The sequence below is a fragment of the Tenacibaculum sp. E3R01 genome (genome assembly GCF_003318185.1).
GTDB classification, from domain to species: Bacteria; Bacteroidota; Bacteroidia; order Flavobacteriales; family Flavobacteriaceae; genus Polaribacter; species Polaribacter halocynthiae.
Genome location: NZ_QOCC01000026.1, coordinates 19,991 through 36,020, shown reverse-complemented (window position 1 = coordinate 36,020; position 16,030 = coordinate 19,991). Strand labels below are relative to the sequence as shown.

Here is a 16,030-nt window from a genome sequence, read left to right as displayed (position 1 = left end):
ATGTATTATGAAACGTTAACAATTTTTAACTAAATTAAAAGCTATAATTTTATTTATTTTGATAAGGTTATAGCTGTTTTTTTTATTTGATAGTTACTAGTTATGCTATTTATATTTTTTAATTAGTAAGAGGACGATAGTATTAATTTAAAAAATATTATCTATTATATTTTTTAGCTTCCTTGCTAATTCATAATTTTCGTTTATAATAGCAATATTTAAGAGAATTTTTAATTCTTCCTTTGTTCCTTTTCTTAAAAAAGATAAATAAGATTCGTGAAACTTCGATTCTTTACCTAACTTCTCAGGGATATCCATCTATTAGTTTACAATAATATATATATTCTCCTTTAATTTCTGGTTGAACTTTTAATACATAAAAAATTTGAAAGTCTAAATCAGGAGAATCACTATGTGTAACTATATCACCCAAAGCATATTTATTGTATTTCCACATAATATTTATATTAAGTTATTTTACCAAGGTATGATTTCTATTTTGTTAATAAACAATCAGTTTAGGTTAAAGTATAAATTAAGTATAGGTATTTATTCACTATCTTTATAAGAATTACATTCAGAGTTTTTTTAAAGGTTTAACCTCAATATTCTTGTTGTCTATTAAAAGGAGGTAATTCTTAATCACTATCTATTCAAACTTTATTAATAAAAAATATATAAATGAAACTATACATAAAGTATATGGTGAGTTTACGTTGCAAAATGCTAGTAAAAAAAGAATTGCATAAACTAGGAATAAATTCAGTAGTAATTAATCTTGGAGTTGTAGAGGTTTTAGAAGATATTTCAGAGAAAAAACGTGTTGATTTTAAAAATAATTTATTTAAATCTGGACTTGAATTATTAGATGACAAAAAAAGTATTTTAATTGAAAAAATAAAAACTATAATTATTGAAATGATTCATTATTCAGAAGAAGTACCAAAAACTAATTATTCAGGTTATATAAGTAAGAAATTAGGTTACGATTATACTTATTTAGCAAATATTTTTTCTGAAGTAAAAGGAATGACTATACAAAACTATATAATTAACCATAAAATTGAAAAAGTAAAAGAATTATTACTATATAATCAGCTTAACCTTAATGAAATTGCTGATAAACTGCATTACAGTAGTTCATCACATTTATCAAATCAGTTCAAGAAAGTTACTGGACTTACTCCTACTTTTTATAAAAAACTTCAAATAAAAAGAAATATCAATTTAGAAAATCTATGATATATGTAATAATTGTAAATAATTGTGTAACTAATTTATCCTAACTATTTCTGACCTTTACCTTCTAGATTAATTTTAATCGAGTAGTTTAAACAAGTAGTCATTATGAATGATATACCCAAGAAAAGTAATTTGAGTAAGGGAGGCCTAAAAAAACTTACAAATTTTTACAAAACAAGAATTCAAAATTTAATATTTAAATTTAAAAATAATTCTAATGTCAAAAGAGAAACAAGTAAGAAAAAAAACAGGGAAAAAACCTCCTACAAGAACTCCGAAAGAAAAAAAAGCAATTAAAAAAGAAAAAAGAGATTCAAAAAATCGAAATGAATAAAAAAAATAAACGTAAAATGGAAAGTAAATATAAAGCAGGAGATGTTGTTTATGCAAAAGCTAGACCATTTGTGATGCTAGTTATAAGAATATATGCACGTAAGATTTATTACTGTAGAGTTCAGAATGATTTATTAGCAAAAGAATTAGTTTATTTTGAACGAGAACTAGAATTATCTCAAAATCTTACAACAGAGTCTTAAAACTAAAATATATAATGAAACCAGAAGCATTAATTTATTGTGAAAAGGAGTTTGGTAAGGTAGATGGGAAAGTAGCAAATGGTTTAATAAGGCAATCTGATACCTATAAAATTGTAGGAGTTATAGATAGTTCTAAAACTGGTGAAGATTCAGGTGAATGTCTGGATGGGGTAAGAAATAAAATTCCAATTTTTAAAAGTTTAGAAAGCGCTTTAAAAGAATTGGAAAATAGCCCTAAATATTTTATTTATGGTATTGCACCACTCACATCTTTTTTGAATAATGAACAAAAGAACATTTTTTTTTTAGCTATTAAAAACAAAATGAATATTGTTAATGGTATGCCAGAATTTTTAAATGATAATACCCAATTTAGAGATATGGCTCACAAATATGGAGTTACTATTCAAGATGTAAGAAAACCACCAGATCGTAAAAAGTTACATAATTTTACAGGACGTATACAAGAAATAAAAACTCCAATAATTACCGTAATGGGGACTGATTGCGCTGTAGGAAAAAGAACATCTGCATTACTTTTAGTAGAAGCACTTAAAAATGAAGGTTTACAAGCAGTTTTTGTAACTACTGGTCAAACAGGTTTACTCCAAGGATCTAAATATGGTGTGGCAATAGATGTTTTAACATCAGGTTTTGCTACAGGAGAGGTTGAAAATGCTATTCTTAATGCTTACGAGAAAGAAAATCCTGATATTATTATTGTAGAAGGACAAGGAGCTTTAAGTCACCCTGCATTTACATCATCAAGTGCAATTTTACGAGGATCAATGCCTAATGCAATTATTATCCAGCATCCTCCAAAAAGAAAATATTATTGCGATTACCCAGATATAGCAATGTTAACATTAGGAAAAGAGATAGAAATGATAGAAGTTTTTTCTAAATCAAAAGTAATTGCCATTACTATTAACCATGAGGATATGAACGATGTTGAAGTAAACAATGCCGTTATAAAATATGAAGCTATCCACCGATTACCTACAACAGATGTTTTAAAATATGGATGTGATAAACTAATAAGAATATTAATGAAAACATTTCCGGAGTTAAAAAGAGATCCGAAACTGGTTTGAGCCTTCCTAGAATAGATATTGACCTTAGAAAAATTGCTCATAATGTCAAACAGTTAAAAAGATTATATCGTACTAAAGGAATTTATGTTACTGGAGTAACTAAAGTTATAGGAGGCAATCCAATAATTGCAGCTGTTTTAGTAAAAAACGGTATTGAAATTCTTGCAGATTCCAGACTTGAGAATATTATAAAAATGCGTAGAAAAGGTATAAGTGCACAGTACTTGTTACTTAGAACACCTTCTTTGAGTCTAGCAGAAAAAGTTGTTAATCATACAGATATAAGTTTAAATACTGAGCTAACAGTTCTAAAAGAACTTTCAAAATATGCCTTAAGGAATCATATTGTGCATAAAATAATTCTTATGGTAGAGTTGGGAGATTTACGAGAGGGGATTATGCCTTTAGAAATGGATAATATAGTAAAAGAAGTATTAGAATTAAAAGGGCTGCTTTTGATAGGTGTAGGAACAAATCTTGCTTGTTTTGGTGGAATAAAACCAGATACTGATAAGATGAATGAGCTTTCTTTAATAACTATTCATTTAGAAAAAAAATTTAATATTATTTTAACTATTATCTCTGGCGGAAATTCAGCAAATTTTTTTTGGTTTAAAACTTCAAAAAATCTAGGTAGAGTAAATAACTTACGCATAGGAGAATCTATTTTTTTAGGTACAGAATCACTTTGTAGATCAGCAATTCCAGGTCTTTTTGGAGATGCTTTTACATTAGTAGCAGAAGTAATAGAATCAAAAATAAAGCCTTCACAACCTTATGGTGTAGTATATCAAAATGTCAATGGTAAAATCCCAAAATTTAAAGATGATGGTTTAATGAGGAGGGCTATTTTAGCTATCGGACAACAAGATGTTGCTGTTGCTGGTATTACTCCTAGACAAAATGTATTTGTTTTGGGAGCAAGTAGTGATCATATCGTGATAGATAATACTAAATCAAATTTAAGAGTAGGTGATATCGTAGAATTTGACTTGAACTACAATGCTTTATTAGGAGCATTAAATTCATCATATATAACTAAAAATATAATCAATTTTAATGAAAGAGAAAGTGTACTGTGAATCAGTTGAAAAAAAGGATAGTAAAAATAAACTTTTAACTCCTTCAATTTGGATTCGAGAGAATCATTCACCTTTAAAGAGTTTAATGAATACAGATTTTAATTTGATTTTTGAGCCTTCAATATCTGCGGATTATATGTACCTAGTTAGAGAAGGTATCTTGGGAAAAATAGAACGAATAACTAAGAAGTTAGATATTCAAAATAAAATATTGATTATTCGTTCTGCATGGAGATCTTTTGATCATCAACAGATTCTATGGGATACTAAATTGAAATTATTTGAAAAAGAGCATCCAGAAAAATCTTACGATGAGGTTAAAGAGATAGTTAGTTATTTTATTGCCCCACCTTCAAAGTCAATGCATGCTACAGGAGGATCTATAGATGCATTAATTTATGACATTACTAAAAATTGTGTGATGGATTTTGGGACAAACCAAGGGTATGATATTGTTCTTTCAAAAAAATGTTATCCTTATCATCCTGAAATTAGTGAAGAAGCAAAAAAAAATAGAGCTTTATTAATTGGCTTATTTGAAGGAGAAGGCTTTGTATGCGATCCTAAAGAATATTGGCATTTTGATTATGGAAATGTTATTTGGGCTATTGAAAAAGAAAAAGATTTTGCATTATATGGGATAATTGATGAAGTGATTTAAAAATTTATTCTATTCTTATTTTTTAACCTAAAAATTAATTTTTAGGTTAAAAATAGTTTCATTAGAAAATGAAAGGTATTATTGTTCAAGTAGAAAAGAACAATCAGTGCAAAAAAAACATTATCTACTACGATAATATCTGAACGATTAAAAAGAAAGGACTTATTAAACATGTTAGTTTGAAATAATCATTTTTGATTAATTATATAGAACCAAATAAAGACTAGCTACTTTTAAAAATGATTCGTAAATATTAAATATTTTTAAGAGGAATAACATTAATATTTCAATTTTACGCATATTACTTCTAGTATTACATATATTTATTTAGAGTTAACCGAAATAGTTTTTCTGTTTTTCTCTTCATTGGTTTGATATAGTTTTATGATAAATAATAACTAAAACAAATCTTATGAAAAAAACATTACTTATTGTCACCTTACTGTTTATATCTATAGTAGGGCATTCACAAACTTTTATTTCAGGAAAATTAACTTATGAAGTAATATCTACTCAACCCAATAAAGTAAAAGTTATAGATTATAATACAACTGGTGGAACAACAGTTGTAATTCCTAGTTCAGTTACTAGGCATATATTGGGCACCGGAGGTATTGGCATAACTTATAGTGTTACAGAAATTGGAGCAAATGCTTTTAAATACAATTCATTAGTAAATGTAACAATTCCTAATAGCGTAATTAGTATTAGAAATGGAGCTTTTGAAGATAATTATTTAACAAATGTACTAATTCCTGATAGTGTAATTAGTATTGGTTATAAGGCTTTTAAGGATAATTTATTAACGGACATTTCTTTCTCTTCTGCTCTTACAATTATTGGTTATGAAGCTTTTAAAAATAACCAAATTGCAAGTGTAATACTTCCAAATAATATTATAACTGTTGGAAATGGAGCTTTTGAAAATAATGAAATTACGAGTGCAACTATCTCTAGTGGAATGACAAGTATTTCAAGTACACTTTTTAAGTATAATGAATTAACAAGTATCACTATTCCTAACACTATAACGAGTATAGGTGCTAATTCTTTTAATAGTAATAATTTATCAAGTATTTTTATTCCTAATAGTGTAACGTATATAGGTAATGGGGCATTTCAAAGTAACCAACTTACTAGTGTAACTCTTCCAAATACGATTACATTTATAGGAGGTGCTACTTTTCAAAGTAATAATCTTTCTAGTATTGTAATTCCTAATTCTGTAACAAAAATAAGGATGTGGGCATTTAGTGGCAATAACTTAACAAATATAACTATACCAAGTAATGTAGATACCATCGAAGCTGAAGCATTTGCTTCAAACCCTTTAACAAGTGTAACTTCATTAGCTACAGTACCACCAACAATTTTTACTGGTTCAGGAGATTCTTTTGGTTACAACCGTAGTACTATAAATTTGTACATACCATCGGGTACTATAGGAGCATATGTTACAGACCCTGGGGCTTTGTGGACTGGATTTAATTCAGTTACAGAAAATTTTGTAGCAGGTGATATATCGAATGCTGTACAAGTAATTACTACAGCAGAGGAGATTACAGTAAAGTACCCAAAAAACAGCAAATTACTGGGATACATTATGTATGATATTTACGGTATTATTGCTACAAAAGGCAGAGGCAATAAAATAGCTACAAATATTATTCCTAGTGGTGTATATATTTTAAAACTAAATTTTAAAGAAGGTACTTGTACAAAGAGAGTACTTGTTAAATAATATTAAAAAAAGAAAACACAAGTAACTAATTTAAGTTACTTGTGTTTTTTATTGATAAGTTTAGAAAAAAGCTATTCTATAATCATTTTTTTAGTCGCTTTGTTATTGTTTTCATCAGTAATAGTAATTAGGTATATTCCAGCCACAAGTTTAGAAGTATTTAGTGTGGTTTTTTTATTAATGAAAGAAATTCCTTTTTTATGAATCACTCTTTTTCCTTGAAGTGTAAAAACTTCAATGGTTACTTTATTGATTAATAAAGATTCTAAATTGATTGTTACAAAATCCTTAGCAGGGTTAGGGAAAAGTGTCAATGTATTTAAAGTATGATCATTTACACCTAATGATTTCGTTTCAATTTTAAAATCTAAAATTCCTGATCCCCATGAAGCAAAACGAACCGTATTTATAGCGGGAATGTAATCAACATCCATTGCATTAAAAAAACCAATACCTTCCGCTAAAGAATACCATTTTTCATTAGTAACATCAAAAACATAAGGACCAATATCTGTACCTGCAAATACAAATTTACCATTAGGTGTAGCTACCATTCCTCCTGTTTGTGCATCAATTCCACTAGGAAAATCTCCTGTAACATCAATCCAAGTTTGTCCTCCATCTTTTGATAAAATAGCACCAACATTATTGGTACTTGGGCCACAAAATAAAATCCAATTATCGTTAGTAGGTAATACAACTCCACTACCTATATCACCTTTTCCCCAAGATTCATTTGTTAAAGAAAAAGGAGTATCAGCTGAGGTATTAAATGAAGTCCCCCTATCTGTTGAAATAAATACTTTGCTATCTTGAAGCATGTATAATTTATTTGGATTTCCTGTAGCTTGAGCAAGCGCAGCTACATGGTTATTACCTTTATTAATTATGTGTGAAGTAATATTTGTACCATCCCAAGTAACTCTATTTAAATCTTGAGCTAAAATCCACATATTTTTATCTGAATCAGCATGGTCTATATATGTTTGTACCCAACCCATTTCTGATTTTTTGGTAAAACTAACAGAATTCTCTTCTTTAAAAAGGGAGTTGATTTTTCCTATAGATTGAAAACTTCCAGTATTACTATATATCTTTACCGGAGCATATACTTTTTTACCTTCTCGTTGCCATTTCCAAGCATGTTTACCATCATAACTATCTATTGGAGGTCCATCACCTCCAATACTTTGGTAAAAATCTAGTGTTTCATTGTTCGTATCACTTATAATACTTCCACTTCCTTGATCTTGAGTGCTATAGTAAATGTGATTTGGATTGTTAGCGCCTGTAAAAATATTTTCTCTATAAATTAAAGGATTTATGGTATTTAATACATTTAAATTAATGTAGTGAGCATTGGCATATCCTGAATTATCAAATGCTGTACCTTCATTTGGAAAGCTTTTCCATTCTTTATAAGAAATAAAAATACCGCCATCTGAACACCTAGCAGAAAACAAATCGCCAGAGCTATTGTAAAAAAAGTGCGAAGCTTGAAAATCTGGATGATAATTAAATCGAATCCTATTATAATAGTCTTCAGCCTTTAAATGTGTTCCATTTTGATATCTTCCCCAGCCACTGGTTGTTGACAAATCGGTATCTAGTTTATCTAAAGAAATTACTGGTTGTGCATATCCTGCAATAGAAATATTTGGATTTTCCGGGTGTACAGCAAAGAATTTACCTGGTGACATTTTTCCAGTTCTATCTCCGTACCAATTTCCTTTCGGTGATTTACTAGTCCAAGTTTTACCATGATCAGTAGATACCCAATAGTTTTTGTTTTCAGTAATATAAAGAACTCTACTATCACCTCCAATACTAAATTGACGATTACCATGACTGTTTATATAAGTTCCTGATAATGTAAAATCAGTTTTAGCGTTGTTTAATTGATAAAAAGAACCATTTCTAGCTAAATAAACTGTATTAGAATTTGGTTGTGCTGAAAACCTTGGAGTATATAAAAAACTACTTTTTTTAGGAGAACCGTAATCTTTTAGTAGAGTAAAGTTAATTCCTTTATCGGTAGATATGTATATTTTTTGACCATTGGTTACATATATAGTATGATTGTCTTGTCTGTTAATAGCTGAACTTGTATTAGCATCAGGTAATCCATTTGAGCGAGCCCAAGTGGTTCCTTCATCATCTGAATAGTATAAAGGACCATTTTCAATGTGTGCTATTAATCGGGTAGTAGCTCCAATTTTAAAAGCAAATAAGTTTTGATACCTGTTTGGCCAATTAGCAGTAAGTAATGTAAAATCGTCACCGCCTTTCCCTGTTTTTGGGTTGTATACAGTTCCTTTAAAAATATAAGCTTTTGAATTAAACTCACCAGCGTAGTGATTGTGAGTTACTCCATAAATAATATCGGTACCTTCTAACATCTCAGCAAATTTAAAGGCGCCAGGCATATTTTTAGGGCCTCTATTTATCCAAGAACCGTTTAAATTACCATTCGCATAACTAGTAGAACTTCCTTTTTTATGGTTAAATTTTTTAGCAGAAGTAGTTAGCTTTTGTAATATCTTTTGATGCCTAGCAGCTTGAGCCTCTGTCCAGATGGCATATTTATCAGGGTTCTCTTCTTTTTTTTCTTTTTTATGCTTTTGAGGAATACTTACGGAGTCTTTTTTCTCAAGTTTACAAGAGAAAATAATCATCAAAGTAAGTAAGTAAATACTTAATTGTCTCATAATAAAAGGGGATAGGGGTTAAAGCAATAAAGGTAATTTATTTTTTAATAACTATTTTAATAAATTGTTTATCGAATAATATGTATTGATATAAATAACTTCTTTATTCAGTGATAGCATCTGATTTTTTATAAATTTCCTTTAATTCATGTACGATTTCTTCTGAAGGATTTTCCCACATTCCTCTTTGAACAGCTTCTAACATTCGTTCAGACATATCTTTTAAAGCCCAAGGATTATGTTCTTCTATAAAAGCTTTATTTTCATCATTAAACAAATAATTTTCAGTAATTTGTTCATACATAAAATCTTCTATTAAATTGGTAGTAGCATCATAAGCAAAAAGATAATCCATAGTAGCTGCCATTTCAAAAGCACCTTTATAGCCATGTTCTCGCATACCTTGCATCCATTTTGGATTGACTACTCGAGATCTAAAGACTTTTAATAATTCTTCTTTTAAAGATTTTACCTTCGGATTATCAGGTCGGGAATGATCTCCAAAATAAGTTTCAGGTTGTGATCCTTTTATGGTGTTAACAGCAGCTGTCATTCCTCCTTGAAATTGATAATAATCATCAGAGTCTAAAATATCATGTTCTCTATTGTCTTGATTCTGCATAACCACTTCAATAGAGGATAATCGTTTTTTAAAGGTTTCATGTGCAGACTTACCACTGTTGTTTTTACCAGAGTAAGCATAACCACTCCAATTGATATAAGCCTGCGCTAAATCATCTGAAGTCGTCCAGTTTTTTCCATCAATTAAGCCTTGTAATCCAGCGCCATATGCACCAGGTTTTGAACCAAACACACGATATAAAGCTCGTTCATTGGCTTGCTTGTCATCTAACCCTTGGTTCTGCCATTCTTTCCTTTCAGCAGCTACACGTTTTTTTATAGGGTTTTGTTCATCAGTTTCATCTAATTCTGCCACTTTTTCAATAGCAGCATTAAATAGGGAAATTATATCAGGAAAAGCATCTCTAAAAAAACCAGAAATACGTAACATTACATCTATTCTTGGTCTTTTAAGTTCTAGAGTTGAAAGCACTTTGAAGTCTTTAACCCGTCGGTTACTTCCTTGCCAAATAGGTTTAACTCCTATCAAAGCTAGTGCTTGTGCAATATCATCTCCACTAGTTCGCATTGTTGAGGTACCCCAAACAGATAACCCAATAGAAGTAGGATATTCTCCATTTTCTTGTAAGTAACGATCAATAATATTCTGAGCACTTTTTTGACCTAATTGATACGCAGTTTCAGAAGGAATAGTACGTACATCAACTGAATAAAAATTTCTTCCAGTAGGTAAAATGTCTAATCTACCTCTGGTTGGCGCACCAGATCCACCTGCAGGAACATACTGTCCATTTAACCCTTTAATTAAATTTCCAATTTCATTACTTGTTTTCTGTAATACTGGTAGAGTATGTAATTTTATATAATTAATCAATTCATGAGTAGATTCTCCAATTTTAGGAATGGTATTTCCACATATTAATTGACTAATGATGTTTTTAGATTTATTTTCTAAAAGTTCAACAGCTTGCCCGAAGGTTCTACAAGAAATACCAAAAATCTCTTTTTCAAATATATCAGAATAAGTAACGTTAATTGGGTCGAAATTAAGTTGTAAATCTTCAGATAAACATTGTGTAATTCCTTTTAAGCCTCCTTGAGGCAAACGATGTAAAGCAACAATTAAATCGACTAGTTTTTCTTGTCGGGGTAATTTTCCTAAAATATGTAGCCCTCCTCTAATTTGTGACTCTTTTAATTCACATAAATAACCGTCAATTACTTCTAATAAAGCGTCAATATCTTTTCCATCTTGATTTAAATCTGTTTTAAGATGGGTTTCATTTACAAGGTTTTCAATTTTAGTTTTAATCAATGTAGCACGCTTTCTATCAACTAAAGCCGATTCGTAAAACTCATCAATTAAAAGCTCTAACTTTAGTAAATCACCATAATTCTCAGCTCGTGTCATTGGCGGAATTAAATGATCTAATATAATTGCTTGATTTCTTCTTTTAGCCTGTGTTCCTTCTCCTGGATCATTAATAATAAAAGGGTAAAAATGAGGAATCGGACCTAAAATAGCAGCAGGAAAACAAGTTTCTTCACTTAAAGCAACACTTTTTCCAGGTAACCATTCTAAGTTTCCGTGTTTTCCAATATGTACTAAAGCATCTGCATTAAAACTGTATTGTAACCAAATATAATAGGCTAAATAGGCTGGAGGAGGAGGTAAGTCTGGTGAATGATAACTTGCTTGTAAATCTAAATTATATCCTCTACTTGGTTGAATACTAACAAATATGTTTTTAGATATAAACCCGGGAATTAAAAAAGCGCCTTCTTTGTAATTAGGAGATTCATTTGGTTGTCCCCATTGTGCTTCTAGAGTATTTCGAAGTGTTGGAGATAATTGATTGTAATATTCACAAAAAATACTTTCTTCTAAACGAATTGTTTTACGCTCATTTAAAGTATTTATAGTCTCTACATCATTGGTAACAGCATCGGTTAATTTATTTATAAGTTCGTTAGTTGTTGTGGGGTAATTAGCAGCTAATTCGTAATGTTCATCAGCTAATTGCGCTAATATTTGCAAGGTACTTTGTGGAGTATCTAAACCAACACCATTTGCTAAACGGCTATTTTTATTAGGATAATTTGGTAAAACTAAAGCGATTTTCTTTTCTGAATTATTTTTATTCTGAAGATTTATCCAAGCTTTTGCCATTTTAGCAACAAATTGGCATCCTTCAATATGTGGTACATAAGAAACAACTTCAGAATCGGTTAAAGTGTCTTTTTCTATGGATTCTTTAAATGAAATAACTTTAGAGATAATTTTACCATCCACTTCTGGTAGGGCAATATTCATTGCAATATCAGTAGGAGGTAAGCCGAAATTTCCTTCTAACCAACTTTCACGATTACAACTTCCCATGATTGCTTGGATAACAGGAACATTAAAAATAGCAAACAAACTTTGTGTAGTTTCGTGAAAACCTTGCACACTAAAACCTGTTGTATTAATAAGTATTTGAGGTTTTTCTGTTTGATGTTGTTTTAGTAAGTCGAATATTTGTTGCTGAATATCATGCTCACGATAGCCAGCAGCCATTAAAACAACAGCTGAAATACCTTGTGTTTCTAATGCATTAATAAGACTGTGTATAGGTGCTAAATTATTAGATAAATAGTAGCTTCGGTATCCAAAAATAATGACTTGTTTTTGGTTACTTTTTGATTTTATTGTAGTATAAATTCCTTCTTTAGGGTGATATAAAAATAAATTAGGAATCGTTTTAATAGCATTAGGTATTATTTCTACATCACTAATTCTATTACTAATTAATTGTAAAGCGGATTGACAATTTTCTATACCACCTGACTGGATGTATTTCCAAATTAAATCAACATTTTTTAACGGAATGTTAGAAGATTGCATTAACTCTAAATCTGGTTTGTTATCACCAGGTAAGAATATTAATTGGATGTTATTTTCTTGACAACAATCAGTTACAGCTTCACATAAATAATTATAATAGGCTTTTCCTCCTAAAAGTTTAAGTACAACAATTTTAGCGGAAGAAATTACCTTATCAACATACGTATCTATAGTTAATTCTTGTTTAAAGTAACTAAGATTAGCAAACCGAAATGAAGGTGCATTTTCTACAGAATTATGCACTAATTTGTAGGCATTATTCATCATAAATAAATCAGAATCTGCTGAAGATAAAAAAACAATATCTCCAGGAGATTGATCGATGTAAAATACTCCTTCATCGTTAGGATTCCAGCCGCCCGGTATGGTAGAAATTAAATGCACGCTTTATATTTTTTATGAAACCTAAATACTATTTATTGATATAATAGAAAAGCAAATTATTTATTAATGAGAATGCCCGTGACTGTGACTATGACTATGCGAATGAACATGAGTAATCACTTCATTTTTTTCAGTCAATTCTATATTTTTACCAATAACAACGATACTTGTTTTACGCTCTTCATTAGCTCCCCAAGGTCTTTCAAAATAATAATCGAAACGAGAACCTACACCTTGTAAAACCATGCGCATAGGTTTGTTAGGAATGTTAACAAAACCTTTAATTCTATAAATTTCATGTTTTTCTACCAATGCTTTTAAATCATTTACTAAAGCTTTAATATCTGCTGTTTCAGAATACTCTAACAAAATAGTTTTAATATCATCATTATGATGGTGGTGATTTCCTGACTTATGATGCTCTTCGTGAATAGAATGACGATTATCTACATCATCTTCAGCAGAAGCTTCAATACCTAACAATAAACTATTATCTAACGTTCCATTTTCTACAGGTATAATTTTAGTATTTGGTCTTGCTTTAGCGGTTACTATTTTAGTTATTGCTGAAAATTTTTTATCGTCAACTAAATCTCTTTTGCTTACTAAAACTAAATCAGCACATGATAATTGATCTAAAAATAACTCCTCAATAGGTGTTTCATGATCTAAAGAATCATCTGCTAAACGTTGTGCTTGCACACGTTCTCTGTCACAAATTTCACCTGTTGCAATTCCTACAGCATCTACTACTGTAATCACTGAATCTATAGTTATATGAGGTTTTAAATCTGGCCAATTAACAGCTTTTACTAAAGGTTTAGGCATTGATAAACCTGAAGTTTCAATAACGATGTGGTCAATTTCTTCTTTACGTTCTAATAATTGTAACATAGAAGGTAAAAACTCTTCTTGTACAGTACAGCAAATGCAACCGTTTGGTAGTTGTACTAAATTACAATCGTCATCACCACATTCTGAGGATGCAATTAATTGCCCATCTACATCTACTTCTCCAAATTCATTAACCAACACAGCAATACGCTTTCCATTGGCATTTCTTAACATGTTATGTACTAAGGTAGTTTTTCCTACACCTAAAAATCCGGTAACGATGGTAATTGGTATTTTCTTATTCATTTTTAAAAATATAAATTGTTACTATTGAATTGTTTTTTATTTGATTCTGAAATAAAATCAGAATTATTTTTTTACTGCTTTTTTCTTTCTCTTGTATAAGAAAAGGTTCCATTTTTCTTCAGCTACACCATGCTTGTCCATTTCGGCTCTAGCCATGGTAAAGAATAAGTCAGACATACGGTTTACGTAACTCATAATATAGTCATGTACACATTCAGGATCTTCTTGCATTAAAGTAACCAATTGTCGTTCTCCTCTTCTTACTTGCGTTCTACAAACATGGCAAAGTGCAGATATTTCATTTCCTCCAGGCAATAAAAAATAATCAGAAGGAGAACTTATGTTATCTTCCATTTCATCTAACCATTGTTCACAAAATTCAGCACCGTCTTTAGGCTCAGGATTTGGATTTACTTTTTTAGAATCCGACGGGCGTGCTAAATGCGACATCATATTCATCATATCTTTTTGAATACGATGTAAATTTGGTTGCCATTCATGGTCATTTCCTAGTTTAGAACGTAATAAACCTATGGTAGAATTTACCTCATCCAAGGTTCCAATACATTCAATTCGAGCAGAGTTTTTAAATTCTCTTTTTCCTCCAAAAACGCCGGTACTTCCTTTGTCTCCTTTTCTTGTGTAAATTTTCATATGTCGTTATTTAGTTGGTTAATTAATTGTAATAGTATTTCAGGTGTACCAAAATAATGATGTATGTATGAACCTATTACTTTATTTTTTTTATGAATTTTAGTATCAGTTTTACCATCTCTAGCGTTTAAAACTGTTACATTTATAGTAGCTTCATTATCGTTTTGTAAACTAGAATAATGAAACTCGTGTCCTTTAAAAATGTGGTTATTTGTTATGGTTGTTCTATAGCCTAAGTGCAATTTTTTATCTGCTATGGTCGATTCAAAATCAAAATAATTAACCATTTTAAAAGGTTTGTTTTCTTCAGAAATAATAGCTTTCCCTAAATACATCATTCCACCACATTCTGCATAAACTTGGCCATTATTCTCAGCGAATGTTTTGATGCTTTTTAACATCGAAGTATTAGAAGAAAGTTCTTTTAAGTAAGCTTCAGGGTAGCCTCCTGGAAGAAATATAAAATCACATTTTGGAATTTCAGAATCATGAATAGGGCTAAAAAAAATAACTTCGCCCATTTGTTTCATAGCATTTATATTATGGGGATAAATAAAATTGAAAGCTTCATCTTTAGCAATAGCAAATGTTATATTTTTAGAAGCTACTGTTTTATGCGTTGAAGTAAGAATAGGTTCCACTTTTTTAGAAATTTCCAAAATAGCATTCCAGTCTAGTGTTTTTTCTAGCTCGGTAGCAATCTCATCAATAATAACGTCAAATTTTTCTATTTGTTGAATATTTAACCCTAAATGCCTTGATGGAATTTCAATATTTTTAAGATTAGCTAAATAACCAAAGCAATTTACATTGATGTCATCACAAGCTTCTTTTAGCATTCTATAATGTCTTTCTGAACCTACACGATTAAAAATAACTCCAATTATTTTAACATCGGTATCAAAATTTATAAAACCTTGAATGAGAGGAGCAACAGAATACGCAACAGCTTTTGCGTCTACAACAAGTATTACTGGTGTTTTGAGTTTTTTTGCTAATTCGGCAGTGCTACCGCTATCCTTTTTAGCCCCATCAAATAACCCCATTACACCTTCAATACAGTTAATATCAGCTTTTTTCCCGTAATGAGATAAGTTCGTATCAATATCTTGTTGAGACATCATAAATAAATCTAAATTAACACCAACTTTGCCACAAGCTAATTCATGGAATTTTGGATCGATATAATCTGGACCAACTTTAAAAGGTTGTATTTCTATGTTTTTACGTTTAAATAAACGTAATAATCCCAAGGTAATGGTGGTTTTTCCTGCGTTACTATTGGGTGCTGATATGATAAACTGTTTTGTCAAGTATCTTAG

13 protein-coding genes are annotated in these 16,030 nt (G+C 30.0%); 6 read left to right on the top strand and 7 right to left on the bottom strand.

Features of this window, described 5'->3' with window-relative positions; all coding sequences use genetic code 11:
- Positions 1 to 147 precede the first annotated feature (147 nt).
- Both DS884_RS18475 and DS884_RS18470 read right to left on the bottom strand, forming a co-directional pair.
- Positions 148 to 318, bottom strand: a complete 171-nt coding sequence (locus DS884_RS18475) for a hypothetical protein (protein WP_158530853.1) — start codon at positions 316 to 318, stop codon at positions 148 to 150.
- Complete coding sequence (locus DS884_RS18470) at positions 305 to 457, bottom strand: hypothetical protein (protein ID WP_158530852.1); 153 nt, start codon at positions 455 to 457, stop codon at positions 305 to 307. Before DS884_RS18470 ends, DS884_RS18475 begins: the two co-directional genes overlap by 14 nt.
- 224 nt (positions 458 to 681) lie before the next feature.
- Between DS884_RS18470 and DS884_RS15050 the strand changes: the two genes are divergently transcribed.
- The 6 genes from DS884_RS15050 (at position 682) to DS884_RS15025 (ending at position 6,356) form a co-directional block, all read left to right on the top strand.
- On the top strand, positions 682 to 1,242 hold the full coding sequence (locus DS884_RS15050; RefSeq protein ID WP_093871590.1) for a helix-turn-helix domain-containing protein: 561 nt from the start codon (positions 682 to 684) through the stop codon (positions 1,240 to 1,242).
- 350 nt (positions 1,243 to 1,592) lie between these two features.
- Positions 1,593 to 1,778 (top strand): hypothetical protein, encoded by a 186-nt coding sequence (locus DS884_RS15045; RefSeq protein WP_093872067.1) that lies wholly within the window; start codon positions 1,593 to 1,595, stop codon positions 1,776 to 1,778.
- 14 nt (positions 1,779 to 1,792) lie between these two features.
- Positions 1,793 to 2,872: a DUF1611 domain-containing protein gene (locus DS884_RS15040; protein ID WP_093871589.1), complete on the top strand. Its 1,080-nt coding sequence runs from the start codon at positions 1,793 to 1,795 to the stop codon at positions 2,870 to 2,872.
- Positions 2,869 to 3,954 (top strand): alanine/ornithine racemase family PLP-dependent enzyme, encoded by a 1,086-nt coding sequence (locus DS884_RS15035; RefSeq protein ID WP_113787338.1) that lies wholly within the window; start codon positions 2,869 to 2,871, stop codon positions 3,952 to 3,954. The genes DS884_RS15040 and DS884_RS15035 overlap by 4 nt, the downstream gene beginning before the upstream one ends.
- The gene (locus DS884_RS15030) at positions 3,932 to 4,615 is read left to right on the top strand and encodes a M15 family metallopeptidase (protein ID WP_113787337.1); all 684 of its coding nucleotides are present in this window, start codon (positions 3,932 to 3,934) and stop codon (positions 4,613 to 4,615) included. Before DS884_RS15035 ends, DS884_RS15030 begins: the two co-directional genes overlap by 23 nt.
- A 412-nt stretch (positions 4,616 to 5,027) precedes the next feature.
- Positions 5,028 to 6,356, top strand: a complete 1,329-nt coding sequence (locus DS884_RS15025) for a leucine-rich repeat domain-containing protein (RefSeq protein WP_113787336.1) — start codon at positions 5,028 to 5,030, stop codon at positions 6,354 to 6,356.
- A 71-nt stretch (positions 6,357 to 6,427) separates the two neighbouring features.
- On the opposite strand, the gene DS884_RS15020 is transcribed toward DS884_RS15025, so the two are convergent.
- The 5 genes from DS884_RS15020 to DS884_RS15000 form a co-directional block, all read right to left on the bottom strand.
- On the bottom strand, positions 6,428 to 9,064 hold the full coding sequence (locus DS884_RS15020; protein ID WP_113787335.1) for a T9SS type A sorting domain-containing protein: 2,637 nt from the start codon (positions 9,062 to 9,064) through the stop codon (positions 6,428 to 6,430).
- Positions 9,065 to 9,167: 103 nt separating this feature from the next.
- A complete protein-coding gene (gene cobN, locus DS884_RS15015; RefSeq protein ID WP_113787334.1) occupies positions 9,168 to 12,914 on the bottom strand; it encodes a cobaltochelatase subunit CobN in 3,747 nt (1,248 codons plus the stop codon).
- Positions 12,915 to 12,977: 63 nt separating this feature from the next.
- Positions 12,978 to 14,054 carry a cobalamin biosynthesis protein CobW gene (gene cobW, locus DS884_RS15010; RefSeq protein ID WP_113787333.1) on the bottom strand — a complete coding sequence of 359 codons (1,077 nt, stop codon included), beginning with the start codon at positions 14,052 to 14,054 and terminating at the stop codon, positions 12,978 to 12,980.
- Between the two features lie 63 nt (positions 14,055 to 14,117).
- A complete protein-coding gene (locus DS884_RS15005) occupies positions 14,118 to 14,708 on the bottom strand; it encodes a cob(I)yrinic acid a,c-diamide adenosyltransferase (RefSeq protein WP_113787332.1) in 591 nt (196 codons plus the stop codon).
- On the bottom strand, positions 14,705 to 16,021 hold the full coding sequence (locus DS884_RS15000; protein WP_158530851.1) for a cobyrinate a,c-diamide synthase: 1,317 nt from the start codon (positions 16,019 to 16,021) through the stop codon (positions 14,705 to 14,707). The genes DS884_RS15005 and DS884_RS15000 overlap by 4 nt, the downstream gene beginning before the upstream one ends.
- Positions 16,022 to 16,030: the final 9 nt, after the last annotated feature.